The organism is Variovorax paradoxus (assembly GCF_902712855.1).
Taxonomy (GTDB): domain Bacteria; phylum Pseudomonadota; class Gammaproteobacteria; order Burkholderiales; family Burkholderiaceae_C; genus Variovorax; species Variovorax paradoxus_Q.
On record NZ_LR743507.1, the window covers coordinates 132,019 to 155,759 of the forward strand.

General features: G+C 68.9%; 22 protein-coding genes. 9 read left to right on the forward strand and 13 right to left on the reverse strand.

Annotation, left to right across the window (positions count from 1 at the left end; translation table 11 throughout):
* Nucleotides 1-3: 3 nt before the first annotated feature.
* The 8 genes from AACL56_RS00660 to AACL56_RS00695 all read right to left on the reverse strand — a co-directional run bounded on the left by AACL56_RS00660 (nucleotide 4) and on the right by AACL56_RS00695 (nucleotide 8,264).
* Nucleotides 4-2,763: a DUF4118 domain-containing protein gene (locus AACL56_RS00660; RefSeq protein ID WP_339087921.1), complete on the reverse strand. Its 2,760-nt coding sequence runs from the start codon at nucleotides 2,761-2,763 to the stop codon at nucleotides 4-6.
* 15 nt (nucleotides 2,764-2,778) lie between these two features.
* Nucleotides 2,779-2,910, reverse strand: a complete 132-nt coding sequence (locus AACL56_RS00665) for a hypothetical protein (protein WP_339087922.1) — start codon at nucleotides 2,908-2,910, stop codon at nucleotides 2,779-2,781.
* Nucleotides 2,900-3,262 carry a hypothetical protein gene (locus tag AACL56_RS00670; RefSeq protein ID WP_339087923.1) on the reverse strand — a complete coding sequence of 121 codons (363 nt, stop codon included), beginning with the start codon at nucleotides 3,260-3,262 and terminating at the stop codon, nucleotides 2,900-2,902. Before AACL56_RS00670 ends, AACL56_RS00665 begins: the two co-directional genes overlap by 11 nt.
* A 12-nt stretch (nucleotides 3,263-3,274) precedes the next feature.
* Nucleotides 3,275-3,874: a potassium-transporting ATPase subunit KdpC gene (kdpC, locus tag AACL56_RS00675; RefSeq protein ID WP_339087924.1), complete on the reverse strand. Its 600-nt coding sequence runs from the start codon at nucleotides 3,872-3,874 to the stop codon at nucleotides 3,275-3,277.
* A gap of 124 nt (nucleotides 3,875-3,998) precedes the next feature.
* Nucleotides 3,999-6,092 (reverse strand): potassium-transporting ATPase subunit KdpB, encoded by a 2,094-nt coding sequence (gene kdpB / locus AACL56_RS00680; protein ID WP_339087925.1) that lies wholly within the window; start codon nucleotides 6,090-6,092, stop codon nucleotides 3,999-4,001.
* A gap of 126 nt (nucleotides 6,093-6,218) precedes the next feature.
* Nucleotides 6,219-8,036, reverse strand: a complete 1,818-nt coding sequence (gene kdpA, locus AACL56_RS00685; RefSeq protein WP_339087926.1) for a potassium-transporting ATPase subunit KdpA — start codon at nucleotides 8,034-8,036, stop codon at nucleotides 6,219-6,221.
* 1 nt (nucleotide 8,037) lies between these two features.
* Entirely contained in the window at nucleotides 8,038-8,136 is a 99-nt protein-coding gene (kdpF, locus tag AACL56_RS00690; protein ID WP_339087927.1) for a K(+)-transporting ATPase subunit F, read from the reverse strand.
* The gene (locus AACL56_RS00695; protein ID WP_339087928.1) at nucleotides 8,133-8,264 is read right to left on the reverse strand and encodes a hypothetical protein; all 132 of its coding nucleotides are present in this window, start codon (nucleotides 8,262-8,264) and stop codon (nucleotides 8,133-8,135) included. Before AACL56_RS00695 ends, kdpF begins: the two co-directional genes overlap by 4 nt.
* A gap of 287 nt (nucleotides 8,265-8,551) precedes the next feature.
* Between AACL56_RS00695 and AACL56_RS00700 the strand changes: the two genes are divergently transcribed.
* Genes AACL56_RS00700 through AACL56_RS00720 form a run of 5 tightly spaced genes read left to right on the forward strand, consistent with a single transcriptional unit; the run spans nucleotide 8,552 to nucleotide 15,549 of the window.
* Nucleotides 8,552-9,658, forward strand: a complete 1,107-nt coding sequence (locus AACL56_RS00700; protein ID WP_339087929.1) for an efflux RND transporter periplasmic adaptor subunit — start codon at nucleotides 8,552-8,554, stop codon at nucleotides 9,656-9,658.
* On the forward strand, nucleotides 9,655-12,753 hold the full coding sequence (locus AACL56_RS00705; RefSeq protein ID WP_339087930.1) for a MexW/MexI family multidrug efflux RND transporter permease subunit: 3,099 nt from the start codon (nucleotides 9,655-9,657) through the stop codon (nucleotides 12,751-12,753). Before AACL56_RS00700 ends, AACL56_RS00705 begins: the two co-directional genes overlap by 4 nt.
* On the forward strand, nucleotides 12,750-14,189 hold the full coding sequence (locus AACL56_RS00710; protein WP_339087931.1) for a TolC family protein: 1,440 nt from the start codon (nucleotides 12,750-12,752) through the stop codon (nucleotides 14,187-14,189). Before AACL56_RS00705 ends, AACL56_RS00710 begins: the two co-directional genes overlap by 4 nt.
* Nucleotides 14,190-14,224: 35 nt before the next feature.
* On the forward strand, nucleotides 14,225-14,917 hold the full coding sequence (locus AACL56_RS00715; RefSeq protein ID WP_339087932.1) for a helix-turn-helix transcriptional regulator: 693 nt from the start codon (nucleotides 14,225-14,227) through the stop codon (nucleotides 14,915-14,917).
* A 50-nt stretch (nucleotides 14,918-14,967) separates the two neighbouring features.
* A complete protein-coding gene (locus tag AACL56_RS00720) occupies nucleotides 14,968-15,549 on the forward strand; it encodes a superoxide dismutase (RefSeq protein ID WP_339087934.1) in 582 nt (193 codons plus the stop codon).
* A 16-nt stretch (nucleotides 15,550-15,565) separates the two neighbouring features.
* Here AACL56_RS00720 and AACL56_RS00725 read toward each other — a convergent pair whose 3' ends face one another.
* A complete protein-coding gene (locus AACL56_RS00725; RefSeq protein ID WP_339087935.1) occupies nucleotides 15,566-15,943 on the reverse strand; it encodes a VOC family protein in 378 nt (125 codons plus the stop codon).
* Nucleotides 15,944-16,166: 223 nt separating this feature from the next.
* On the opposite strand from AACL56_RS00725, the gene AACL56_RS00730 reads away from it, so the two are divergent.
* Both AACL56_RS00730 and AACL56_RS00735 read left to right on the forward strand, forming a co-directional pair.
* Nucleotides 16,167-17,144, forward strand: a complete 978-nt coding sequence (locus AACL56_RS00730) for a Bug family tripartite tricarboxylate transporter substrate binding protein (protein ID WP_339087936.1) — start codon at nucleotides 16,167-16,169, stop codon at nucleotides 17,142-17,144.
* A gap of 60 nt (nucleotides 17,145-17,204) precedes the next feature.
* Entirely contained in the window at nucleotides 17,205-18,233 is a 1,029-nt protein-coding gene (locus AACL56_RS00735) for an MBL fold metallo-hydrolase (protein ID WP_339087937.1), read from the forward strand.
* A 135-nt stretch (nucleotides 18,234-18,368) separates the two neighbouring features.
* Here AACL56_RS00735 and AACL56_RS00740 read toward each other — a convergent pair whose 3' ends face one another.
* From AACL56_RS00740 to AACL56_RS00755, 4 genes are all read right to left on the reverse strand, one after another.
* Nucleotides 18,369-18,626 carry a hypothetical protein gene (locus AACL56_RS00740; protein WP_339087938.1) on the reverse strand — a complete coding sequence of 86 codons (258 nt, stop codon included), beginning with the start codon at nucleotides 18,624-18,626 and terminating at the stop codon, nucleotides 18,369-18,371.
* A gap of 29 nt (nucleotides 18,627-18,655) precedes the next feature.
* Complete coding sequence (locus AACL56_RS00745; RefSeq protein WP_339087939.1) at nucleotides 18,656-19,420, reverse strand: SDR family NAD(P)-dependent oxidoreductase; 765 nt, start codon at nucleotides 19,418-19,420, stop codon at nucleotides 18,656-18,658.
* A gap of 184 nt (nucleotides 19,421-19,604) precedes the next feature.
* Entirely contained in the window at nucleotides 19,605-20,072 is a 468-nt protein-coding gene (locus tag AACL56_RS00750) for a hypothetical protein (protein WP_339087940.1), read from the reverse strand.
* A complete protein-coding gene (locus AACL56_RS00755) occupies nucleotides 20,069-20,857 on the reverse strand; it encodes a Crp/Fnr family transcriptional regulator (RefSeq protein ID WP_339087941.1) in 789 nt (262 codons plus the stop codon). The genes AACL56_RS00750 and AACL56_RS00755 overlap by 4 nt, the downstream gene beginning before the upstream one ends.
* Before the next feature lie 84 nt (nucleotides 20,858-20,941).
* On the opposite strand from AACL56_RS00755, the gene AACL56_RS00760 reads away from it, so the two are divergent.
* Together AACL56_RS00760 and AACL56_RS00765 are read left to right on the forward strand one after the other, a co-directional pair.
* Complete coding sequence (locus AACL56_RS00760; RefSeq protein WP_339087942.1) at nucleotides 20,942-22,897, forward strand: AMP-dependent synthetase/ligase; 1,956 nt, start codon at nucleotides 20,942-20,944, stop codon at nucleotides 22,895-22,897.
* A gap of 55 nt (nucleotides 22,898-22,952) precedes the next feature.
* On the forward strand, nucleotides 22,953-23,738 hold the full coding sequence (locus AACL56_RS00765; protein ID WP_339087943.1) for an ABC transporter ATP-binding protein: 786 nt from the start codon (nucleotides 22,953-22,955) through the stop codon (nucleotides 23,736-23,738).
* Nucleotides 23,739-23,741 lie beyond the last annotated feature (3 nt).

Here is a 23,741-nt window from a genome sequence, read left to right on the forward strand (position 1 = left end):
GCTTCAGGGTGCGACTTCGATGGCCTCGACCGGTTCGGGCGGTTCGCGGCGGGGCAGGGTGACCGTGAATTCTGCCCCGCCGCCGCGTGCATTGCCGGCGGAGATGTCGCCGCCATGCGCACTGACGACCGCCTTGCAGATCGCCAGGCCCAGGCCCACGCCCGGCGTGGCCGACTCGGGCTCGCCGCGCGTGAACTTGTCGAACAGCGTCTGCTCGTGGCCCAGCAGCGCGGCAGGCAAGCCGGGTCCGTGGTCGCGCACCGTGAGCACCAGCGCGCGCGGCTCGGCACGCGCACCGACCACGATGGGCGGCGCGCCGTACTTGGTGGCGTTTTCCAGCAGGTTGACCAGCACGCGCTCGATGAGCACGGCATCGAACTCGACCAGCGGCAGGTCGGCATCGAGCGCGGTCTGCACCACGGTGCCGCCGAGCGAGGTGCGCGCGGCGCGGATCGCCGAGCCGACCACTTCCTCCACCGACTGCCAGTCGCGCCGCAGGTTCACAGCGCCGCCCGCGATGCCGCTCTCGAGCCGTGCCATGTCGAGCAGGTTGTTGACCAGCGCATGCAGCTCGTGCGCCTGCGCGACGATGGCGCGCGCAGCCTGGGCATGCTCCTCGGCCGGCAGGGTCTGCAGGGATTCGGCCAGTGCGATGAGCGCGGTGAGCGGCGTGCGCACGTCGTGCGAGATGGCGCCCAGCAGCGCGTTGCGCAGGCGCTCCGATTCCATCTCGACCACCGCCTGCTGCGCCACCTCGACGTAGTGCACGCGCTCCAGCGCGATGGCGATCTGCCGCGCAAGCGTGTCGAGCTGCTGCGCCTGCTCGGGAATGAGCAGCCAGCGCGGTTGCGCGGGCGCGAGCGCCAGCACGCCACGCACGCGCATCGGCGCCTGCAGCGGCACGTAGTGCCAGGGTTGCGCCGCCAGCGTCGCGGTCGCGAGGCCGGCGCTCTGGCCGTGGCGAAAGGCCCAGTCGGCCACCTGCGCATCGAAACCCTCGGGTGCATCCGCCGGCGGCACGAGCTGGTCGGCGGCATCGGTCACCAGCACCAGCGCATGGCCGCCGAAGTGGCCCTGCACCGCAGCGGCACCGAGCGCGACCACCTGCGAACTCTCGAGCGCGGCGGAGAGTTCGCGCGTGAGCTCGAACAGCGAACGCGCGCGCCGCTCGCGGCTGGTCGATACGCCCGCCGCGAAGCGCAGGCCCGCCGTGAGCTGCCCCACCAGCAGGCCGACGCCGAGCATGATCGCGAAGGTCAGAACGTACTGCACGTCGCTCACCGCGAAGGACATGCGCGGCGGCACGAAGAAGTAGTCGAAGGACGCCACGTTGAGCAGGGCGGCCAGTGCCGATGGTCCGCGCCCGAAGCGCATCGCCACGCCCACCACGCCGATCAGCAGCAGCATGACGATGTTCGACAGCTCCAGCACGCCGGTCAGCGGCATGCAGACGAGGGTGAGCGCGATGCTGGTGGCCGCGGCCCATGCATAGGCGGGCCAATGGGTGGGCGCCTTCTCGTGGTCGTCGCTGTCGATGCGCGCGCCTTCGAGCGGCGCACGCGACAGGCGGCGCGAGCTGTCGGCAGGCGCCACTTCCATGATGTCGAGCGCCGGCGCGTGCCGCGCGAGCGCGACCTGCAGGGACTGCGCCGCGCCGGGCCACCAGCGCCGCCAGCCGGTGGCCGGCGTGGAGCGGCCCAGCACCAGCGTCGCGCAGTTGAGCCGGCGCGCCTGCCCGGCGAGCTGCTCCGCCACGTCGGAGCCGGTCAGCACCGCGGTGGCCGCACCCAGTTCTTCCGCCAGCTTGAGAACCGCCAGGATGCGGTCCCGCTCCGCCGCGGCCAGACGCTGCAGCCTCGGCGTCTCGACATAGGCCGCGTGCCAGCGCACGTTGAGCTGCCCGGCGAGCCGAGCCGCGGTGCGCACGGTCTGCGCGGCGCCTTCGTGCGGGCCGACGCACGCGAGGATCGCCCCCGAGGTGTTCCAGGCCTGCAGCCCCGCGACCTTCCCGTTGCCGCCGGCCGCGCCCGACTGCTCCACGCGCCAGCCGCGCACGTCGTCTTCCACGTGCTCGGCCGTGCGGCGCAGCGCGATCTCGCGCAGCGCGATGAGGTTGCCCTTGCGAAAGAAGTTCTGCGCCGCGCGCTCGGCCTGCTGCGGCAGGTAGACCTTGCCGGCCGCCAGCCGCGCGGTGAGCTCGTCGGGCGTGACGTCGACCAGCACGACCTCGTCGGCCTCGTCGAGCACGCTGTCGGGCACGGTCTCGTGCACGCGCACGCCGGTGATGGCGCCGACCGTGCCGTTCAGGCTCTCGAGGTGCTGCACGTTGAGCGCCGACCACACCTCGATGCCTGCGGCCAGCAGCTCCTGCACGTCCTGCCAGCGCTTGGCATGGCGCGAGCCGGGGGCGTTGGTGTGCGCCAGCTCGTCGACCAGCAGCACGGCGGGCTTGCGCGCGAGCGCGGCGTCGAGGTCGAACTCGGCCAGCGTGCGGCCGCGGTAGGGGACTTCGCGCAGCGGCAGTGCGCCGAGCCCCGCGAGCAGCGCGGCGGTCTCGCTGCGGCCGTGCGTCTCGACCACGCCGATCAGCACGTCGCGCCCGGCGGCCTGCTCACGCTGGGCGGCGCTCAGCATGGCCCAGGTCTTCCCCACGCCGGCGCTGGCACCGAAGTAGATGCGCAGCTTGCCGCGCTGCGCGCGCGCCTCGTCGCTGCGCAACTGCGCCAGCAGCGCGTCGGGGTCGGGGCGAAGTGCGTCGTTCATGGGGTGGCGCGCAGGTTAGCGCATCGGGCGGCGCTTGCGGCGGCCGGCATGGCGCCGCGCGGTCCGCGACAGCACGAACCATGCGAAGCCCAGCGGCACGAAGAACGCCGCCATGGCGAGCAGCGCCAGCAGCAGCTCAGTGACCATGGCGCAAGCCGCAGCGCGCAAGATGCTCTCGCCAGCTCACCAGCCGGCCGATCTCCCCGGAGGGCACGCATTCGATGAGCCGGTGCAGCACGTCGGCGTAGCGCGCCAGCGGCAGGCGGATCATCAGGCGCACGCAGGGTGCGTCGCTCTCCTGCGAGCAGCACGCGTGCAGCAGCGGCTCGCAGCGCACCACGCCCGCGTCGGGGCAGCCGGCGATGCTGCGGCGCACGCGCAGTGCGTCGGCGCAGCAGACGGTGACGTCCAGCACATGGAACGGGCTGCCGCTGTTCGCGGTCATGGGTGCGTGCGAGCGCAGCGCGCCGGGGTGTTCTCTGTAGGCTGCATAGGCCATTCGTGTTTCTCCTCAACGCGCAGCCGAGGGGCTGAAGGAACCCGAAGCCGCATCGAGCGCGATGTTCAGCGCCAGCACGTTGACGCGCGACTCGCCCAGGAGGCCCCACATCGGCGCCTCGGTGTTCCTGGCGATCAGCGCATCGACCTGCTCGACCGGCATGCCTCGCACGCGTGCCACGCGCGCCGCCTGGTACTGCGCCGCGGCCGGGCTGATGTCGGGGTCGAGCCCGCTCGCCGATGCAGTGACGAGATCGACCGGCACCGGCGCGGTGTTGCCGGGGTCGGCCGCGCGCAGCGCCTCGACGCGCGCCTTCACCGCATCGGCCAGCGCGGGGTTCAGCGGACCCTGGTTGGAGCCGCCCGAGGCGCTGGCGTTGTAGGGCTGCGGCGCGGTGGCCGAAGGACGGCCCCAGAAATGCTTCGGGTCGCTGAAGTTCTGGCCGATGAGCTTCGAGCCCACGGTGGTGCCGTCGAGCACGACCAGGCTGCCGTCGGCCTGTGCGGGGAACACGGCCTTGGCGGCGCCGGTGACGGCCATGGGATAGATGAGGCCGGTGAGCGCACTCAGCAGCACGAAGAGCACGAGCGCGGGACGAAAGATGTTGTTCATGGTCAGAGCCTTTCAATGGGCTGAATGCTTCGGGAAACACCGTGGAACCGGTTTTGCCGGGCCACCGGTGTTGCCCCCTGCAAGGGGGGAAGAGAAGCGACACGAAGTGCGCGAAGCCTGGGGGTCATACCAGCCTGACTGCGACCAGCAGCCAGTCGATCAGCTTGATGCCGACGAAGGGAACCAGCAGGCCGCCCAGGCCGTAGATGGCCAGGTTGCGGCGCAGCAGCGCGGCGGCGCCCACGGGCCGGTAGCGCACGCCTTTGAGCGCCAGCGGGATCAGGAACACGATGACCAGCGCGTTGAAAATCACCGCGCTCAGGATGGCCGACGACGGGCTCGCCAGGCGCATCACATTCAGCGCGCCCAGCTGCGGGTAGGTCGAGATGAAGATCGCCGGAATGATCGCGAAGTACTTCGCCACGTCGTTCGCGATCGAGAAGGTGGTGAGCGAGCCGCGCGTCATGAGCAGCGCCTTGCCGGTCTCCACCACCTCCAGCAGCTTGGTCGGGTTGGAGTCGAGGTCGACCATGTTGCCGGCCTCCTTCGCGGCCTGCGTGCCGCTGCCCATGGCCACGGCCACGTCGGCCTGCGCGAGCGCGGGCGCGTCGTTGGTGCCGTCGCCGGTCATGGCCACGAGGCGGCCTTCGGCCTGGTGCTGGCGGATGAGCGCGAGCTTGTCCTCCGGCGTGGCCTCGGCCAGGAAGTCGTCCACGCCGGCCTCGGCGGCGATGGCGGCGGCCGTGAGCTTGTTGTCGCCGGTGATCATCACGGTCTTGATGCCCATGCGGCGCAGCTCGGCGAAGCGCTCCTTGATGCCGGTCTTGACGATGTCCTTCAGCTCGACCACGCCGAGCACGCGGTTGCCTTCGGCCACGGCCAGCGGCGTGCTGCCGCGGCGCGCGGTTTCTTCGGCCGCGCGCAGCACCTCGGGCGCCATCGCGCCGCCGAGCGCCTCGACGTGGCGGCGCACGGCTTCCACCGCGCCCTTGCGCAGCAGGATGTCGTCGGTGTCGAGGCTGTTCGGCGCGGCCGGCAGGTCGACGCCGCTCATGCGGGTCTGCGCGGTGAAGGGCACGAAGCGCGCGCCGTCAACAGGGGTAGTGTCCAGCCCGTCGCGGCGGGCCAGCTCGACGATGCTGCGGCCCTCGGGCGTCTCGTCGGCGAGCGAGGCGAACATGGCGGCGCGCGCCAGGCGGGCCTTGGTGACGCCGGGCGCGGGCAGGAAGGCCGTGGCCTGGCGGTTGCCGTGCGTGATGGTGCCGGTCTTGTCGAGCAGCAGCACGTCGACGTCGCCGGCGGCTTCCACCGCGCGGCCCGAGGTGGCGATCACGTTGGCCTGCATCATGCGGCTCATGCCGGCCACGCCCACGGCCGACAGCAGCCCGCCGATGGTGGTCGGGATCAGGCACACCAGCAGGGCGACCAGCGCGGTGAGCGACACCACGGTGCCCGCGCCGGCGGCCTCCACGCTGAACACAGAGAACGGCAGCAGCGTGACGGTGACCATGAGGAACACCAGCGTGAGCGCCACCAGCAGGATGGTCAGCGCGATCTCGTTGGGCGTCTTCTGGCGCTTCGCGGCCTCGACCATGCCGATCATGCGGTCGAGGAAGGACTCGCCCGGGTTCACCGACACGCGCACCACCAGCCAGTCGGACAGCACGCGGGTGCCGCCGGTCACGGCCGAGAAGTCGCCGCCCGATTCGCGCACCACCGGTGCCGATTCGCCGGTGATGGCGCTCTCGTCGACCGAGGCCACGCCTTCGATGACTTCACCGTCGAGCGGGATGACGTCGCCGGTCTCGACCAGCACGACATCGCCCTTGCGGAGGTTGGGCGCTTGCTCGGGCAACCACTGGCCGCCGTGATGCGGCTCCTGCAGTTTCTTGGCCCAGGTGTCCTTGCGAAGACCGCGCAGCGACGCGGCCTGCGCCTTGCTGCGGCCTTCGGCCAGGGCTTCGGCGAAGTTCGCGAACAGCACGGTGAACCACAGCCACACCGTGATGGCGAGCACGAAGGCCGGCTTCATGCCGGTGTCGCCGGGGAAGCTCAGGGCATGCACCCACAGCAGCGTCGTGAGGATGCTGCCGATGTACACGATGAACATCACCGGGTTGCGCCACTGCGTGCGCGGGTTCAGCTTGGCCACCGCGCCCCACAGGGCGGGCTTGACCAGCGCTGCGTCGAACAGCGAAAGGGAAGATTTCGTTTGCATGTCAGTTGCTCCACAGCAGGGAGATTCCAGGAACACCGCGGAACCGGCTTTGCCAGCCCGCAGGTGTCGCCCCCGGCGAGAGGGTTGGCGTAGCGCCTTGAAGTGCGAGAAGCCTGGGGGAGCGCTTCATTTCCAGAGCACCAGGTGTTCGACGATCGGGCCCAGGGCCAGCGCCGGCACGTAGTTGAGCAAGCCGACCAGCAGCACCGTGCCGATCAGCAGCGAGACGAACAGCGGGCCGTGCGTGGGCAGCGTGCCGCCGGTGACGGGCAGGCGCTTCTTGGCCGCGAGCGAGCCGGCAATGGCCAGCACCGGCACGATCATCGCGAAGCGGCCGAGCCACATGGCCAGCGCGAGCAGGCCGTTGTAGAAGGGCGTGTTGGCCGACAGGCCCGCGAAGGCGCTGCCGTTGTTGTTGGCGGCCGAGGTCAGCGCATAGAGGATTTCCGAAAAGCCATGCGCGCCGGGGTTCGCGATGCCGGCCTTGCCGGCGCCCGCGATCACCGCCACCGCCGTGCCGGCCAGCACCAGGATGGGCGTGACCAGGATGGCGATGGAGATCAGCTTCATCTCGCGCACCTCGATCTTCTTGCCGAGGTACTCGGGCGTGCGGCCGATCATGAGCCCTGCGATGAACACCGCGAGCATCGCGAAGATCAGCATGCCGTACAGGCCCGAGCCCACGCCGCCGAACACCACCTCGCCGAGCTGCATGAGCACCATCGGCACCATGCCGCCGAGCGGAGTGAGCGAGTCGTGCATGAGGTTGACCGCGCCGCACGAAGCCGCGGTGGTCACGGCGGCGAAGAGCGCGGACGCGTCGATGCCGAAGCGCAGCTCCTTGCCTTCCATGTTGCCGCCGGCCTGCAGCGCACTCGACACCTGGTCGACGCCCAGCGACGCGAACAGCGGGTTGCCGGCCTGCTCGGCGGACGTGACGACCGCCACCGCCACGACGAACATGACGGTCATCGCAGCCAGCACCGCCCAGCCCTGGCGCATGTCGCCCACCACGCGGCCGAAGGTGAAGCACAGCGCGGCCGGGATCAGGAAGATCACGATCATCTCCAGCAGGTTCGCCAGCGCGGTCGGGTTCTCGTACGGATGTGCCGAGTTGGCGTTGAAGAAGCCGCCGCCGTTGGTGCCGAGCATCTTGATGGCTTCCTGCGACGCCACCGGCCCCATGGCGAGCGTCTGGGTGGCGGTGGTGGCGTCTTCCATCACCGGCTGGCCCTTGTCGTCCTTCAGAGGCTGGCCGTCGGCACCGTTCTTCGGCTGCTGGAACGCGGTGGTCTCCAGCGTGTTCGCCGTCTTGTAGGCATCGAAGTTCTGGATCACGCCCTGGCCGGCGAGGACCATGGCGATGACGAACGAGATCGGCACCAGCACCCACAGCGTGATGCGGGTGACGTCGGCCCAGAAGTTGCCCACCAAACCCTTGGCATCGCTGCCGTCCCCGCCTTCGCCACGTCGTGCGAAGCCGCGTACCAGCGCGAAGGCCACCGCGATGCCGGTGGCCGCGGAAAGAAAGTTCTGCACCGTGAGCCCGAGCATCTGCGTGAGATAGCTCATGGTCGATTCGCCGGCGTAGCCCTGCCAGTTGGTGTTGGCCACGAAGCTCACCGCGGTGTTGAAGGCCGAGTCGCTCGACACGGCCGCCATACCCGCGGGGTTCAGCGGCAGCCATCCCTGCAGGCGCTGCAGCGCGTAGAGAAAGATCGCGCCGACGGCGTTGAACGCCAGCAGCGCGAGCGCGTAGCGCAGCCAGTGCATCGACTGCTCGGGCTTCACGCCCGCGAGCCTGTACAGCGGCGCCTCGGCGCGCTGCATCCAGCGCGGCAGTCGCTCGTTGCACATCGCGGCCAGGAACTTGCCGACCGGCCAGGCGAGGACGCCCAGCACCGCGAGGAAAAGGGCCAGCAGGCCCCATGCGGAGGCGGCCATTTCAGAATTCCTCCGCGCAGATCAGCGCGAACACGAGGTAGGCGAAGAGGACCACGGCGATCAGCGCGCCGAAGCCATAGAGGACGTCGAGGCTGATCACGATGACGCTCCGTCAGCGGCGTTCGACGCCTTGCGCGGGTTCGGTGCACCGAGCTTTTCCAGCCCGACCGCCATGGCCCCCACCACGACCCATAGCGCCAGCAAGGCGCCCATCCAGACGATGTCCATTCAATTGCTCCTGGAGCGAAACACAAGGGCTTCAGTCTCGGCAGCGGTGCGTAAAAACGGGGAACAGAGTCGGCGGGGCCGCATAAAGAAAGCGTAAAGACGCGCCGCTTTTTCATGCCGGCAGTCCGTCACACGGCCGCGCAGTTGCGCGTCTTCGCAGGAGTGCCGAGGCAGCGAAAGCGTGCGCATAGCCCGTGCCTATGAGGGTCATTGCCGCGTCGTCCTCGACAGCGCTTGAAGCGTCATTTAATAATCAAAGCACTTTCTTTGACAAATAACAGGACGATATGACTACACGTTCAAGGGCCTGGCTCGGCGGCGGCCTTGCGGCCCTGGTACTGGGAGGTGCCGGCTACGGGCTCGTCGCGAAGCTCCGGCCGGCGCATGCGGAGGGCGGCGGCATGCCGCCGGCGAAGGTGGCGGTGGCACCCGCGAAGAAGACCGAGATGGCGCGCTTCCTGAGCGGCATCGGCACGCTGGAGGCGAACCGGCAGGTCGAGGTGCCGGCCGAGGTCGAAGGACGCGTGGCGAAGATCCTCTTCACGCCTGGCGGCGAGGTGCGCGCCGGCCAGCTGCTGGTGCAGCTCAACGACGCGCCCGAGCAGGGCGACCTCGAGCGCCTGACGGCCCAGCGCGCCAATGCCAAAACGCTGCTGGAGCGCGCCCGCCGCCTGCTGCCGCAGCAGGCTGCGACGCAGGAGCAGCTCGAACAGGCCCAGGCCGCCTTCGACCAGGCCAGCGGTGACCTGAAGCGCGCACAGGCCGTGCTGGAGCAGAAGCGCATCAAGGCGCCGTTCGATGGCGTGCTCGGCATACGCCGGGTCAACCTCGGGCAGTTCGTGCGCGCAGGCGATGCGCTGGTGTCGCTCACCGACAGCCGCACGCTGTTCGCGAACCTCACGCTGCCCGAGACGGCCCTGCCCGCGCTCCAGCGCAACCAGCAGGTGGCGCTGTCGGTCGATGCGTACCCGGGCCGCGTGTTCCAGGGACGGCTCAGCACCATCGAACCGCAGATCGGCAGCGACACCCGCACCGTGCGCCTGCAGGCCACCGTCGACAACGCCGACGGCGCGCTCGCACCGGGCATGTTCGTCAGCGGGCGGGTGGCATTGCCCGCGCGCGCCGACGCCATCACCGTGCCCGAGACCGCCATCACCTACAGCACGCACGGCGACTCGGTGTTCGTGGTGCAGCCGGCCGGAAAGGGCGACGGCTTCACCGCGCAGCAGGTGTTCGTGAAGACCGGCGACCGCCAGGACGGGTCGGTCGTGGTCGAGAAGGGCCTCGCGCCCGGCGACAGGGTCGTCACCTCGGGCCAGCTGCGCCTGTACACCGGCGCCGCCGTGGTGCCGACGGAGAAGGACACGCTGGCCCTGCAGGAACCGAAGTCATGAAGTTCACCGACCTCTTCGTGCGCCGGCCCGTGCTGGCGCTGGTGGTGAGCACGCTCATATTGCTGCTGGGCGCGCGTGCGCTGGGCGACCTGCCGGTGCGGCAATATCCGCTGACCGAGAGCACCACGCTCAACATCACCACGCAATACCCCGGCGCCTCGCCGGAGCTGATGCAGGGCTTCGTCACGCAACCGATCGCGCAGGCGGTGGCGACCATCGAGAACGTCGACTACCTGTCGTCCTCGTCCACGCTGGGCCGCAGCGTGATCAGCGTGCGCATGAAGCTCAACGCCGACGCCAACCAGGCGCTCACGCAGGCGATGGCGCAGGTCAGCCAGGTGAAGTACCGGCTGCCGGCCGAGGCCTTCGACCCGGTCATCCTGAAGTCCTCGGGCGAGGCCACGGCCGTGGCCTACGTCGGCTTCTCCAGCAAGACGATGCCGATGCCCGCGCTCACCGACTACCTCTCGCGCGTGGTGCAGCCGCAGTTCGCCTCCATCACCGGCGTGTCGGGCGTGGAGGTCTCGGGCGGACAGACGCTGGCGATGCGCGTCTGGCTCGACCCCAACCGCATGGCCGCGCGCGGCATCTCGGCCGGCGATCTGGCCGACGCGCTGCGCCAGAACAACGTGCAGGCCGCGCCGGGGCAGGTGAAGGGCCTGTACGTGGTGTCCAACATCCGCGTGAACACCGACCTGGTGAACGTGGCCGAGTTCCGCGACATGGTCGTCAAGCGCGAGGGTGACGCCATCGTGCGGCTGGGCGACGTGGCCACCGTGGAACTGGGCGCGGCCAGCGCCGACAGCAGCGCCACCATGGACGGCGTGCCCGCCATCTACCTCGGCCTGCAGGCGGCACCCAACGGCAACCCGCTGGTGATCGTCAAACGCATCCGCGACCTGCTGCCAGGCATCAAGCAGAACCTGCCGCCGGGGGTGGAGGTGCAATTGCCGTTCGAGCTCGCGCGCTTCATCGAGGCCTCGATCGACGAGGTGCAGCAGACGCTGCTGGAGGCCATCGCCATCGTGGTGCTGGTGATCTTCCTGTGCCTGGGCTCGGTGCGCGCGGTGCTCATTCCGGTGGTGACCATTCCGCTGTCGATGCTGGGCGCGGCCGCCCTGATGCTGCTGTTCGGCTTCAGCATCAACCTGCTGACGCTGCTGGCGATGGTGCTGGCCATCGGGCTGGTGGTGGACGACGCCATCGTGGTGGTCGAGAACGTGCACCGGCACATCGAAGAAGGCAAGTCGCGCGTGCAGGCGGCGCTCATCGGCGCGCGCGAAGTCGCCGGCCCGGTGATCGCCATGACGCTCACGCTGGCCGCGGTGTATGCGCCCATCGGGCTCATGGGTGGGCTGACGGGTTCGCTCTTCAAGGAGTTCGCCTTCACGCTCGCCGGCGCTGTGGTGGTATCGGGCGTGATCGCGCTGACGCTGTCGCCGGTGATGAGTTCGTTCCTGCTGCCGCAGGACGCCACGGGCAGCCGCATGGCGCGCGCGGCCGAGTCGTTCTTCCACAGGCTGTCGACCGGCTACGGCCGGCTGCTCGACGTGTCGCTGCACCACCGCTGGGTGACGGGCGTGTTCGCGGCGCTGGTGCTGGCAAGCCTGCCGTTCCTGTACAACGCCGCGCAGCGCGAGCTGGCACCCGGCGAGGACCAGGCCATGGTGCTCACGGCCATCAAGTCGCCGCAGCACGCCAACATCGACTACGTCGAGAAGTTCGGCAAGAAATGGGACGAGGTGTTTGCCGCGCTGCCCGAGAACACCGGACGCTGGCTCATCAACGGCTCCGACGGCGTGTCGAACAGCATCGGCGGCGTGCAGCTGTCCGACTGGAAGGACCGCAAGCGCAACGCCGACCAGATCCAGGGCGACACGCAGGGCCGGATGAACGACGTGGAAGGCAGCAGCGTCTTCGCGTTCCAGCTGCCCTCGCTGCCGGGCTCGACCGGCGGGTTGCCGGTGCAGATGGTCATTCGCAGCGCGGGCGACCACCGCAGCGTGTTCGAGGCGATGGAAACGCTGAAGAAGTCGGCGCGCGACAGCGGCAAGTTCGCCGTGGTCGACAGCGACCTGGAGTTCAACAACCCCACGGTCGAGATCCGCGTGGACCGCGCCAAGGCCAACAGCATGGGCGTGACCATGAAGTCCATCGGCGACACGCTCGCGGTGCTGGTGGGCGAGAACTACGTCAACCGCTTCGGCATGGACGGCCGCTCGTACGACGTGATCCCGCAGTCGCCGCGCGAGCAGAGGCTGACGGCGGAGGCACTCTCGCGCTACTTCGTGAAGAGCGCGAGCGGCCAGCCGGTGCCACTGGCCAACCTGGTGCAGCTGTCGACCAGCGTGGGGCCCAACAAGCTCACGCAGTTCAACCAGCTCAACGCGGCCACGTTCCAGGCCATTCCGGCGCCGGGCGTGACCATGGGCGACGCGGTGGCCTTCCTGAGCGAGGAGGCAAAGAAGCTGCCAGCGGGCTTCAGCTACGACTGGCAGTCGGACGCGCGGCAGTTCACGCAGGAAGGCTCGGCGCTCGTGATGGCCTTCGTGTTCGCCATCGTCGTCATCTACCTGGTGCTGGCGGCGCAGTACGAGAGCCTGCGCGACCCGCTCATCATCCTGATCAGCGTGCCGATGTCGATCTGCGGCGCGCTCGTGCCGCTGGCGCTGGGCTTCGGCACGATCAACATCTACACGCAGATCGGGCTGGTGACGCTCGTCGGGCTCATCAGCAAGCACGGCATCCTGATGGTGGAGTTCGCCAACGAGATCCAGATGCACAAGGGCCTCGACCGGCGCGCGTCGATCGAGGAAGCCGCACGCATCCGGCTGCGCCCCATCCTGATGACCACCGCCGCGATGGTGGTGGGCCTGGTGCCGCTGCTGTTCGCGAGCGGCGCGGGCGCCAACAGCCGCTTCAGCATCGGGCTGGTGATCGTGGTCGGCATGCTGGTGGGAACGCTGTTCACGCTGTTCGTGCTGCCCACGATGTACACGCTGCTGGCACGCGACCACCGAGCGGCCAGACGCTCGAAGCGCGCGGCCGAACTCGATGCCTTGGCGCAAAGCGACGCGCAAGCCGAAGGAGCATGACCATGAACAGACTCTTCTCTTGCGCCGCGCCTTCCGCGCTGAGCGTGCTGGTGCTCGCCGGTTGCGCCGTCGGGCCGGCCTACACCGTGCCGGCCGATGCGCCAGTGGCCATCTCGTCGCCCGAGCGCGCGCTGTTCGCCAACGACGCGGTGCAACGCGACTGGTGGCGCCAGCTCGACGATCCTCAGCTCGATGCGCTCATCGAGCGCGCGCTGGCCGGCAACCACGACATCCGCATCGCGCAGGCGCGGCTGCTCGAAGCCCGCGCCACGCAGACCGAAGCGCGACTCGACCGGCTGCCGGTCGTGACCGCGGGTGCGAGCAAGACGCGCGGCATCGCACAAGGCAACAACGGCGCGCAGCCCGATGTGCGCTCGCTGTCGCAGAGCAGCCGCGCGGGCTTCGACGCCTCGTGGGAAATCGACCTGTTCGGCCGCCTGCAGCGGCTCGGCGAGGCCGCCACCGCGCGCGCCGAGGCCAGCGCGGCCGACCTCGAGCAGGTGCGCATCGTGGCCGTGGCCGAACTCGCGCGCAACTACTACGAGATGCGCGGCGCAGAGCAGCGCATGACCGTGACGCGCCGCACGCTCGACAGCCTGCGCAGCAGCCTGCGCGTGACCGAGGCCCAGGTGCGCACCGGCCGCGCACTCGAAGGCGACCTGGCCAGCGCGCAGGCCAACCTGGCCACCACCGAAAGCCAGCTGCCCGCGCTGGAGACCGCGCGCCGCCAGGCCGCCTACCGCGTCGCGGTGCTGGCGGGCCTGCGCCCCGCCGAGCTCGAGCCGATGCTGCAGCCGCGGCCCTTGCATGTGCTCGACAAGCGCCTGCCGATCGGCGATCTGGGCGAGCTGCTGCGCCGTCGGCCCGACGTGCTGCGTGCCGAGCGCGGCCTCGCGGCCAGCACGGCCGACGTGGGGGCCGTCACGGCCGAGCTGTACCCGCGCTTCGACATCGGCGGCTTCCTCGGCTTCGTCGCGCTGCGCGGCTCGGACCTGGGCAGTTCGTCGAGCCGGGCCTTCAGCGTGACGCCGGGCGTGAGCTGGCCCGCGCTGCGGCTGGGCTCGGTGAAGGCCCGCGTGCGCGGCGCCGAAGCCCGCGCCGACGGCGAGCGCGCACTGTACGAGCAGACCGTGCTGCGCGCCATCGAGGACGTGGAAAGCGCGCTCACCGCCTGCGGCCAGAACCAGCTGCGGCTGCAGCGGCTCGTGGAAGCCGCGGCCCGAAGCGGCCGCGCCGCCGAACTGGCCGAGGTGCGCTACCGCGAAGGTGCCGCGTCGTACCTCGGCGTGCTGGACGCGCAGCGCACCCTGCTGCGCGCGCAGGACGCGGTGGCCGAGGCCGAGACGGCCTCGTTCACCAGCCTCGTCGCCCTCTACAAGGCACTGGGTGGAGGCTGGCAAGCACCCGCGGGCGCACGGGGAGCGCCAACCGCCTGACAATGGCACGGTTTTTTCCCACGAACGAAGTCGCCATGTCCGCCCCAGATGCCAAGCCCACCTGGATGCCGCACCAGCCGGCAGACCGCATCCTCTCCACGCTCAAGACCCGCGGCGCGCTCGGCATTCCCGACATCGCGAAGGTGCTGAACGTGACGGTGGAGGCGGTGCGCCAGCAGATGGCCAAGCTCGAGGCCGAAGGCCTGGTCGACTTCGAGAGCCGCGCGAGCGGCCGCGGCCGGCCCACGCAGATCTGGCGGCTCACCGGCGAAGGCCACAAGCGCTTTCCCGACACGCACGCCGAGATGACGGTGCAGATGATCAGCGCCGTCATCAGCGTGTTCGGCGAGAAGGGGATGGACCAGCTCATCACGGCACGCGAAGGCGCCATGCGCGCCAGCTACACCGAGGCCATGCGCGGCGCGCGCAGCCTCAGGGCGCGGCTGGAGCGGCTGGCGGAAATCCGCAGCCGCGAGGGCTACATGGCCGAGTTCCGCGCCGACGAGCAAGGCGCGGGCGACGGCTTCCTCTTCATCGAGAACCATTGCCCGATCTGCACCGCGGCGCAGGCCTGCACGGGCTTCTGCCGCAGCGAACTGCAGCTCTTCGACGAAGTGCTGGGGCCCGACGTGACCGTGAGCCGCGTCGAGCATGTGCTCGCCGGCGCGCGGCGCTGCGCCTACCGGGTCGAACCCAAGGCCGGCGCGCAGCCCCGGCCTCCCGGCTGAATCCGATTTTTCTATACCGCTTTCTCAACCCCTCAGAAAAGGAAACCACGATGGAACACAAGCTCCCACCCCTGCCCTACGCACTCGACGCGCTGGCACCCGAGTACTCGCAGGAAACCCTCGAGTACCACTACGGCAAGCACCACAACGCCTACGTGGTGAACCTCAACAACCTGCAGAAGGGCACCGAATTCGAGTCGATGACGCTCGAGGAGATCGTCAAGAAGTCCAGCGGCGGCATCTACAACAACGCTGCGCAGATCTGGAACCACACCTTCTTCTGGAACTGCATGAAGCCGCAAGGCGGCGGCGCTCCGACCGGCGCGCTGGCCAAGGCCATCGATGCCAAGTGGGGCAGCTACGACGCGTTCAAGGAAGCCTTCGTGAAGTCGGCCGTGGGCAACTTCGGCTCGGGCTGGACGTGGCTGGTGAAGAAGGCCGACGGTTCGGTGGACATCGTGAACACCGGCGCCGCCGGCACGCCGCTGACCACCGCCGACACCGCGCTGCTGACGGTGGACGTCTGGGAACACGCCTACTACATCGACTACCGCAACCTGCGCCCGAAGTTCGTCGAGACCTTCCTGGCCAAGCTGGCCAACTGGGACTTCGCGGCGAAGAACTTCGGCTGATCCGTCGGCTGGAGCTTCAGCCGTTGATGAGGTTCAGGATGTTCCCGTCCGGGTCCTTGAACCACGCGACCTTCATGTCGCCCATGACGTGGAGGTCGCCTTCGAGCTTCGTATCGGGCATGTCGTAGTGCTCGAAGCGCACGCCGCGCCCCTTGAGCGCCTCGGCGATGCGCCCGATGTCGTCGCCGACCTGCCAGGTCACGGCCGTGGCCTGGTTGGTGCCGGCGAACTGCGAACGGTACACGTTGATGCGCGTGCCTCCGCTGCGGTAGACGATCACTTCGTCGCCCTCCGCGTCGACCTGCACGAGGCCCAGCGTGCCCTCGTAGAAGCGGCGGGCCACGGCCAGGTCCTTGACCGCGAGATTGGCCACGGCGTCGATGTTTCCGAGCATGGGCGTCTCCTTCGAGATTCGTTTACTCAACCGTCCGGTGCAGTATTCGCCGCTCGCGGGCCGCTGTCAAGGCACCAGGGAAGCAGTCAGCGCAACTCGATACGGGCCCCATCGCGAATGAAGAAATGCTGCAGGCGCGCCTTCCGGCACACTGCACCGTTGGTGCAGTGACGGCAACACCGCCTGCGACCCCGATCCGCTTCGACCGACAAAGAGACAACCCATGATCCGCAGACACCTCGGCACGCTGGCCATCGCGCTGGCCCTTCCCCTCGCCTTTTCGCTGCCCGCGCACGCGCAGGGCTATCCCGCCAAGCCGATCCGCATGATCGTGCCCTTCCCGCCCGGCGGCGGCACCGACATCCTGGCGCGCCTGGTGGCCCAGAAGCTCACCGAGACCGTCCACTGGACCGTGGTGCCCGACAACCGCGCCGGTGCCGGCGGCACCATCGGCATCGCCGAGGCCGCGCGTTCCGCGCCCACGGGCTACGACATCGTGATGGGCCAGAAGGACAACATGGTCGTGGCGCCCTGGCTCTACAAGAACCTGAGCTACAACCCGGTGAAGGATCTCACCGCCGTGGCCCACGTGGCCTACACGCCGGTGGTGATCGTCACGCAGGCCAATTCGAAGTTCAAGACGCTCGACGACGTGGTGAAGGCCGCGCGCGCCGCGCCCGACACCATCACCTACGGCTCGCCGGGCAACGGCACCACCATCCACCTGGCCGGCGAGATCTTCAACAGTGCCGCCAAGATCAAGATGCGCCACGTGCCCTACAAGGGCTCCAACGCGGCCATGATGGACGTGCTCGCGGGCAACGTCGACCTGATGGTGTCGTCGGTTCCCTCGGCCATGGCGCAGATCAAGGCCGGCAAGCTGCGTCCGCTGGCCGTCACCTCGGCCAAGCGCAGCACCTCGCTGCCCGACACGCCGACCGTGGCCGAGCTCGGCTACAAGGACTTCGACGTGAGCACCTGGTATGGCGTGTTCGTGCCTGCGAAGACGCCGAAGGACGTGGTCGCCACGCTGAACGCCGAGATCAACAAACTGCTGGCCACGCCCGAGATGCAGGCGGCCATCATTGCGCAGGGCGCGGAGCCGCAGAGCATGACGCCCGAGAAGTTCGGCACGCTGCTGAAGACCGACTACGAAAAGTGGAAGGGCATCGTGCAAGCCTCGGGCGCGACAATCGAATAAGCGCCCGCACCGCAGAATGGTGTCTCCATAACAGGCCGCATCGACGGCATGGAGACACCGATGGTTCCTTCCCTCTTCCTGAAGACATCCGCGCTGGCAGCGGTTGCCGCTCTTGCGCAGGGCTGCGCCCAGATGCCGTCATCGCCGTCATCGCCAGCCGCGCAGGCACCGACCGATGCCACCGTCGCCGCCCACGTCGCGGCGGCCCGGCGCGCCGCGGGCAGCGACCTCGGCGCAATGCTCACGCTGTGCAAGCCCGCCCCCGATGCGCGGCCGCAGCAGGCCGAACTCGACCGCAGCCTCACCGCCCTCATCAACAAGCCGGCACCGCCGCCGGGCAAGGCCTTCGACAACCTCTACTTCGTGGGTGCCGACTGGGTCAGCGCGTGGGCCGTGAAGACCTCGGACGGCATCATCCTCATCGATGCACTGAACAACCAGGCGGAGGCCGCCGCGCTGATCGAGGGCGGCATGCGCAGGCTGGGCCTGGACCCGGCGCAGATCAAGTATGTGCTGGTCACGCACGGCCACGGCGACCACTATGGCGGCGCGCCCTATCTCGCGCAGAAGTACCGCGCGCGCGTGGTCATGAGCGAAGCCGACTGGACCATGACCGAGACCCGGCTGGAGTTCGCCACGCCGATCTGGGGCGCACCGCCCAAGCGGGACATCGCGGTGAAGGACGGCGACCGCCTCACGCTGGGCGACACCACGCTCACGCTGTACGTCACGCCGGGCCACACCGCGGGCACCATCTCGCCGGTGTTCGACGTGAGCGAGGGCGGCCGCAGGCACCGCGCAATGCTGTGGGGCGGAACCGGCTTCAACTTCGGCAAGGACGTGCCGCGCCTGGACAGCTACATCGACGCCACGCGCCGCATGGGCACGCTGGTGTCGGCGCAGAAGGTCGACGTGATGCTGTCGAACCACTCGAACTTCGACGGCTCGCAGGCCAAGCTCGCGGCGCTGCGTCAGCAGCCGGCCGTGCAGCCCAATCCATTCGTGATGGGCACGCCCACGGTGGAGCGGGCGCTGACGGTGATGAACGAATGCGCGCAGGCGCAGCGGGACAGGTTCGCGATGCAGTGAACCCGCATTGCTCCTTCCCCCTCTGGGGGAAGGTTGGGATGGGGGCCGACGGCCTCAGACACGCCATGAGCAATGGGCACGCCGCTTGCCCCCACCCCTGCCCTCCCCGGAAGAGTAGGGAGGAACACCCCAGGCTCAGTCCGGCACGAACTTCGCGTTGAAGATGTCCACGTCCGAAGCCAGTTCGAACGTCGCCACCTGACCCATCTTCCCGTCGCTCAGCCGGCATGCCGAGAACAGGCTGTAGCGGCCCTTGAAGTAGAACTCGTTCATCACGATCAGCGCGTACGGGTAGGGCACGAAGACCTGGTGTTCGAACACGATGCGGTGCACGTTCCTCGGCGACGGGAAAAGCTTGTACTCGAGGGTGTCGATCGACTTGGCGGTGGCCATGGTGTGCGTCCCGTTCCTGCGTTCGCTGCTCAGGCCGGATCGCGCACGTCGGCCACGGGGTTGGTGCCGAAGTCTTCGCGGGCAAGGTACTTCAGCACCTTGGCGGCCGCGGTGGCGGGGCTGTCGAGCAGGCCCTCGTTCTTCATCTTCTCGAAGCGCGTGCGGTCCGGGAATTTCTCGGCCGATGCGCCGCGCAGCTGCACCTGCATGTCGGTGTCGATCACGCCGGGCGCCAGCGAGACGATGCGCGCGCCGTTCGGCGCATGCGCTTCCTCGAGCGCCACGGCGCGCGAGAAGTGGTCCATGCCGGCCTTGGCACCGCAGTACGGCGCCTGGCTGCCCATGGCATTGCGGCCCAGGCCCGACGAGATGTTCAGCACCTTGCGCGCACCGCGCCATTCGCGGGTAGCGCCGAGAAAGGCCGCCGTCAGCAGCATCGGCGCTTCAAGGCCGATGCGCAGGGCCAGCGACAGCTCGGCCTCCACCGCGCTCGACAGCGGCGCGGGGTTGCCGACGGTGCCGGCGTTGTTGATGAGCGTGACGCTGTCGAAGCGCTGCGCGTCGACGGTCCTGAGCCATGTCGAAACGCGGGTGGAGGCGGCCACGGGGTCGGACAGATCCTGTTCCCATTGCACGAGCTCGGCACCGGCGGCCTTGGCCGCTTCGGCCAGCGCAGGGGACTGCTTGCGCGAAATGCCCAGCACCGTGTGGCCGGCCTGCAGCAGCTGTTCGGCCATGGCCTGGCCCAGGCCGCGCGAGGCGCCGGTGATGATGGTGAGGTGGGAAGCGGTCATCTGGAGATAGGTCTTTGTGGATGGAGCGGAAGCCGGAAGGTTAAAGCGAATCGGGGAACCCGGCCATGCCAACGGTATTGCGCGGGGAACACCTCGGAACCGGCTTTGCCGGGCCGCCGGTGTTGCCCCCTGCAAGGAGGTCGGCGAAGCGACACGTCGTGCGCGCAGCCTGGGGGTTTGCTTGTTACTTGAACTGCCTGCGCAGGAAGTTGCGATGCCGCGCGATGTGCTGCAGCTGCGCGGGTGCGACGCTGCCGCCGAGGTCCACCTCGTCCGCGCCGTTGAGCACCGCGTTGGCGTTGGCCATGGCGCGCGCCACCACCTCTTCCTCGCTCACGCCCAGCTGGGCCGCCAGGTCGAGCGCCACACGCCGCATGGCGCGCTGCGACAGCATCCACATCGCGCCGAAACGGTCCCAGGCCAGCGCGGACTCCTCGGCCTTCTCGCGGTCGGCCAGGATTTCGGCGAGCGGCTTGGCCAGCACGGCGTCGAGCGCCTCGATGCGGTCGGCCAGCTGCTCGTTGCGCGCGATGGCTTCCTCGAGCGTGGGGCCTGCCTCGCCGGGTTTCGCTTTCGCCGGCGGCTCGGACGGCGGCATGAAAGCCGCCTGGGCATCGGCGGGCACGATCTGGATCTGGTCTTTGAGGCTCATGGGGTTTCCGTTTGCGCGGCGCTTTCCGCGGAAGAGAGATTGTTCTTCCTGCTCGACATCGACATGGCGCGCAGGCCCGGCAGGTCGAGCACGCGCAGGCCACCGTACTCCACGCGGATCAGGCCCTGCGCGGAAAGCCCGTTCAGCGCCTCGTTCACGCGCTGGCGCGACAGGCCCACCAGGTAGGCCAGCTCCTGCTGCGTGATGCGCAGCACTTCGCCCACGCCGGGGTACAGCACCGGATTGAACAGCGACACCAGGTTGCGCGCCACGCGCGCGTCGGGGTTGTTGAGCCGGTCGATCTCCAGCGCCGCGATGAACTGGCCGAGCCGCTCGTTGAGCTGGTTCATCACGAAGCGGTTGAAGCCGATGGAGTGGTCCAGCAGCCAGTGGAAGCTCTCGATCGGCAGGCCCGCCACCACGCTGCGGCGCAGCGCCTGGATGTTGTAGCGGTAGGGCTCGCGCTTCATCACCGTGCCTTCGCCGAACCATCCGCCGGGCGGCACGCCGGTGTAGGTGACCGAGCCGCCGTCGGCGTTGTCGTTGCTCATCTTCAGCAGGCCCTCGACCACGCCGAACCAGTAGGTGGGCGAGCGTCCGACGCGGCACACCAGGTCGCCGGGCTCGGCCTCGCCGACCACCAGCGTGGCCTCTGCGCGGCGGCGCTCGGCGGGCGTGAGCGTGCGCAGCCAGGGAATGCCGTCGAGCTCCGCGGCGTTGGCGGGACGCACGCGGTCCCTGATCGAACCGCCAAGAACGCTGTGCTGGGTGTTGCCGTGAGGCATCGGGAAACTCCGGGGAGTAGTGTCCCTAGGATTGTCGTTGGAACGACAACCGGGCGTCAAAGTGAGACCTACGATCCGCCCACTGTGCAAACAACCGCCCCCACCTTCCCCCGTCTGCTGCTCGCGCATGCCGAGGCCCAGCCCGAAGCGCCCGCCGTGCGCGAAAAGGACCTCGGCATCTGGCAAACCTGGACCTGGAACGCCGTGGCGCAGGAAGTGCGCGAAATGGCTTGCGGGCTGGCGAGCCTGGGCTTCAAGGCCTTCGACAACCTCGCCATCGTCGGCGCCAACCGGCCGCACCTGTACATGGCGGTGATCGCCGCGCAGAGCCTGCGCGGTGTGCCGGTGCCGCTGTACCAGGATGCGGTGGCCAGCGAAATGGTGTTCATGCTGCAGGACGCGGCCGTCGAGTTCGTGATTGCCGAAGACCAGGAGCAGGTCGACAAGCTGCTGGAGTGCCGCGAGCTCCAGAAGGAGCGCTATCCCGCGATCCGCTTCATCATCTACGACGACCCGAAGGGCCTGCGCCACTACGACCAGCCGGGGCTCATGAGCTACGACCAGCTGCGCGCGCTGGGCCGCGAGTTCGACAGGAACAACGTGGGCCACTACGACCGCGCGGTGGCCAGCGGCGAGGCCACCGACGTGGGCGTGATCCTCTACACCTCGGGCACCACCGGCCGCCCCAAGGGCGTGTGCCAGACGCATGCGAGCTTCATCGCGGCGGGCCGCGGCGGCGTGGAGACCGACAGGCTCGGCCCCGGCGACAACATCATGAGCTACCTGCCGATGGCGTGGGTGGGCGACCACCTGTTCTCGGTGGCGCAGTGGCTGGTGGGCGGCTTCACGCTGAACTGCCCCGAGTCGAGCGAGACGGTGATGAACGACATGCGCGAGATCGGCCCGAGCTACTACTTCGGCCCGCCGCGCACCTTCGAAGGCCTGCTCACGGCCGTGTCGATCCGCATGGAAGACGCGGCGGCGCCCAAGCGCTGGCTGTATGCGAAGTTCATGGCGCTCGCGCAGCGCGTGGGCGCGGACATCCTGAACGGCGCGCCGGTGAGCACCGGCGACCGCCTGATGTACGGCCTGGGCAACCTCCTGATCTACGGGCCGCTGCGCAACGTGCTGGGCATGAGCCGCATCCGCGTGGCGTACACCGCGGGCGCGGCCATCGGGCCCGACCTGTTCCGTTTCTACCGCTCGATCGGCGTGAACCTGAAGCAGTTCTACGGCCAGACCGAGACCTGCGCGTACGTGTGCCTGCAGCAGGACGGCAAGGTGAAGCTGCAGACCGTGGGCACGGCCGCGCCGGGCATCGAGCTCAAGATCGCCGAGGACGGTGAGGTGCTGGTGCGCGGCGTGTCGGTGCTCAAGGAGTACTACAAGCGCCCCGACGCCACCGCCGAGGTGCTCGACGAGAACGGCTACTTCCATACCGGCGATGCGGGCGTGCTCGACAGCGAGGGCCACCTGCGCATCATCGACCGCGCCAAGGACGTGGGCCGGCTCGTGAGCGGCGCGATCTTCGCGCCCAACTACATCGAGAACAAGCTCAAGTTCTTCCCGCAGATCAAGGAAGCCGTGTGCTTCGGCAATGCACGCGACGAAGTGTGCGCGGCCATCAACATCGACTTCGAGGCCGTGGGCAACTGGGCCGAGCGGCGCGGGCTGGCCTATGGCGGCTACGTCGACCTGGCCGGCAAGCCCGACGTGCTGGCGCTGGTGGCCGAGTGCATCGGCAAGGTCAACGCCGACCTCGCCGCCGAAGACGGCATGGGCGAGACGCAGATCGCGCGCTTCCTGGTGCTGCACAAGGAACTCGATCCCGACGACGACGAACTCACCCGCACGCGCAAGGTGCGCCGCGGCTTCATCGCCGAGAAATACGCGGTGCTGGTCGATGCGCTCTACGGCGGCAAGGCCGAGCAGTTCATCGAGACCCAGGTCAAGTTCGAGGACGGACGCACGGGCGTGGTGAGCGCCACGCTGAAGATCGTCGAGGCGAAGAACTTTCCCATCGTGAAGGCCGCGGCATGAGCCGCCGGGCCGTCCCCAAGGCGAACACCGCAGCGCGTGGCGCGGAGGTCATCGAATGAACGCGCGCAAGACCGGCGACGTCGTGCTCGACGTGCAGAACATCTCCTTGAGCTTCGGCGGCGTGAAGGCGCTGACGGACATCAGCTTCAACGTGCGCGAGCACGAGGTGCGGGCCATCATCGGGCCGAACGGTGCGGGCAAGAGCTCGATGCTGAACTGCATCAACGGCGTGTACTGGCCGCAGCAGGGCTCCATCACCTTCCGCGGCCAGACCTTCAAGCACATGAACTCGCGCCAGGTGGCCGAGATGGGCGTGGCGCGCACCTTCCAGAACCTGGCGCTGTTCAAGGGCATGAGCGTGATCGACAACATCATGACCGGGCGCAACCTCAAGATGAAGAGCGGCCTTCTCGCGCAGGCGCTGCGCTGGGGGCCGGCCGAGCGCGAGGAGCTGCAGCACCGCGAGTTCGTCGAGCACATCATCGACTTCCTCGAGATCCAGGCGCACCGCAAGACACCGGTGGGCCGCCTGCCCTACGGCCTGCAGAAGCGCGTCGACCTGGGCCGCGCGCTCGCGATGGAGCCGCAGGTGCTGCTGCTCGACGAACCCATGGCCGGCATGAACGTGGAAGAGAAGCAGGACATGAGCCGCTTCATCCTCGACGTGAACGACGAGTTCGGCGCGACCATCGTGCTGATCGAGCACGACATGGGCGTGGTGATGGACATCTCCGACCGCGTGGTGGTGCTGGACTACGGCAAGAAGATCGGCGACGGCACGCCGGATGAAGTGCGCAACAACGAGGACGTGATCAGGGCGTACCTGGGTGTGGAGCATTGACGC